The sequence below is a fragment of the Robbsia andropogonis genome (assembly GCF_000970345.1).
GTDB lineage: Bacteria > Pseudomonadota > Gammaproteobacteria > Burkholderiales > Burkholderiaceae > Robbsia > Robbsia andropogonis.
In genome coordinates this window covers 1-2,335 of sequence record NZ_LAQU01000130.1, presented here as the reverse complement: position 1 = coordinate 2,335, position 2,335 = coordinate 1, and the positions used below count along the sequence as shown (strand labels likewise).

The window sequence follows — 2,335 nt, the reverse complement described above, 5'->3', positions numbered from 1 at the left end:
AGATGTGACAGCGATAGCCGCGGTCCCAGGAAGCGAAGTGGCGTTTTGGCAAATGCAATAGCGAAAGGTCCATGATCTGAGGCATAAAACGCGTTTCTCAGGGCTACTTTCGGACGATTTATAGAGCAAAATTGCCAATCATCCGAGATAGGCACGAGGTCTAATCGTCACCGCTTCAAGTCAGCAATCTTGTGGCTCAACCAGGCACCGCACCGTCCGCGTGCATTGAATGGCGAAGGCGAAGCGCAACAGAAGTAAAGCCCCATAGATATCAGCACAACCATCTCGTAAAAGACTTTGATCTCGGCACCACTTTCTTCAGCAAGCGCCGCGATCGGGACGTCCTTCATCAGAGCATGTTCACACCGATTACGTACCGGTCCATCGGCCGCAGGTGGTGGCGGACAATCACGAACACGTATGGCATTCGGATCAGTACCCGAATTGGCCATCGCGGTGAGTAGCGTCTGCGCCATTCCCTGAAAAGAGAAATGGCCAGCAACTACAAGCGCGCCCATAGGCACGGCCGCGGGCAGTAGGAAGAAGATCATCACGGTGCGCCGTACGTACAGGAAAATGCTTGCGACGAAAGCGTCGGCTGCAGGCGTACGTGCGCGACCGTATGGCAACGGGTTGCGAAGAGGCATGATGGCGTCTCGACAAAGGAATAGGACAGACGCTGCCGTACTAGACGACAGCAACTGGCTTTGGCTTTAAGCCGAAGCGGGTTTGCGAGACGCTTTGGTGTTATCGCGCAGAATAGGTGGGGCCTCGTCAGTGTTGACTGTCGAGGATGGATCACCATTAGGCGAAGGGAAGTCCCCCTGCGGCACACGGGAATAGCCCGATGCATCGCGGGAAGATCTTGGCTTCAGCGAAATCTGCTCGATACGCCGCAGATTGACCGCGACGCTTTCGGCTTCGATGCGCACGCCAGCTTGTGGCGCGCCATTCTCATCGATATAAGGTGAGACATAGAGCAGACCTTCAACGGTCACACTCATGCCGACCTTAACGTGATCGAAAACCGATTGAGCAAGATATTCTTGCCAGATCGTAATAGAAACAGGATACGTCTTTTTGTCGATCTGCTCAGGCCCATCGTCCGTTTGACGGTACGACGAGGACATCACACGCAGTTCACAAATAAGACGTGATTCCCCATTAACGGAAATATGCTTCAAGGCCGGCGCCGTTAAAACGTTCCCGACCAGTTTTGCTACAGTGCCCATGATTTTTCCTAGGAAAAATAATAGGCGCGCTACCGTTACGACTTTGACTTGATACGTGCCGGATTTTCCGGTCTCTTAGATCCAACTGCACAAGATGCTCAACTAGAATACTGGCGCACGGAGCCGACGGACATGAAGTTCTTCGTCATCGTGACACTGGAGCGAAAGACTGATTCAAGCGCATTGAGTTCCGAAGCGCGGTAATCAGCCCATTCCAGAAAAGCCTTAACTGGTGCAGGAAGTTTTTGTATTTTCTGTTCAAGCTCTATAAAAGTAAAGCGTTTATTAACGCCTTTTACACGCCATCCGAGACGCACTCGCAGAACCTCGGTGCTATTGTCCAAGGCCATCGCTTGGTGTAGAAATATATCGATATCAACGGACTCCACATCAGCGACGAGCTCGGCCATGGTTTCGTGAATGACCTGCAGTATGTCTTGTTGATCACGCGCCAAAGCGCGAAACGAGGCGGGGCCGGAGAACCGGTTCATGCCTTCGCGAGAAGAGAGCCTCTCGAAAGCCGTTGTTTTTTTACGCTGCGCCACCATCCCTCCGAATCTGGAACATATTGCGCGCGGCCCACTGCACCGTTCACTCGGTGATCGATTTGTTGCTTGCATGCGACGCCGCTGTCGCGTTCGTTCACCAGGTGAACGCTCCCTTACCCTTAAAGGCCTTTATTACACCAACTGATGTAGAAAACCATCTGCCGCAGTACTAGTCAATAAGATGGGCTGCGCCAGTCGCTTGCGCATTGTCGTCCTCTGGATCATCCAAGGCGACCTGATCCAAAAGTCGCAGCTCGGCGGCGGTTGGTTTGTCGGTGCGGCCTGGGTGCCGTGGGCGAAGTTCCATGGTGAATACTGCTTTGGAGATTGTCCCCAATGCCTCACGAACACGCGTCACACGCTCACGTGCTGCGGCATCTGCTTGCGGCAGGTAATCCAGACGTGACAAGGGCTTGAGCGTTTCTTCGTTCAAGATCCGATAGGCATGCAGGATGTACTCGAAAGCACTGCGGCAACGGTTCTTCGCGTCGAACAGCTCGACACGCGACTTTTCATAAGTGATCAGGTCGCGCCGTTGAATGGTTTTGAGGGTAC

Annotated in this window: 3 protein-coding genes and 1 pseudogene; all 4 read right to left on the bottom strand. The window is 53.2% G+C overall.

Annotated features, from left to right (window positions below; genetic code table 11):
- Positions 1-167 precede the first annotated feature (167 nt).
- The gene (locus WM40_RS26445; RefSeq protein WP_046154548.1) at positions 168-647 is read right to left on the bottom strand and encodes a hypothetical protein; all 480 of its coding nucleotides are present in this window, start codon (positions 645-647) and stop codon (positions 168-170) included.
- 66 nt (positions 648-713) lie between these two features.
- Complete coding sequence (locus WM40_RS26440) at positions 714-1,232, bottom strand: single-stranded DNA-binding protein (protein WP_046154547.1); 519 nt, start codon at positions 1,230-1,232, stop codon at positions 714-716.
- 98 nt (positions 1,233-1,330) lie between these two features.
- Positions 1,331-1,777 (bottom strand): hypothetical protein, encoded by a 447-nt coding sequence (locus WM40_RS26435; protein ID WP_236693719.1) that lies wholly within the window; start codon positions 1,775-1,777, stop codon positions 1,331-1,333.
- A 172-nt stretch (positions 1,778-1,949) separates the two neighbouring features.
- Positions 1,950-2,335, bottom strand: a pseudogene (locus WM40_RS26430) (AcaB family transcriptional regulator); the annotation flags it as partial.

Coding starts and splice junctions, on each gene's coding strand:
- WM40_RS26445 (WP_046154548.1), bottom strand. CDS start 647: ATGCCTCTTCGCAACCCGTTGCCATACGGTCGCGCACGTACGCCTGCA.
- WM40_RS26440 (WP_046154547.1), bottom strand. CDS start 1,232: ATGGGCACTGTAGCAAAACTGGTCGGGAACGTTTTAACGGCGCCGGCC.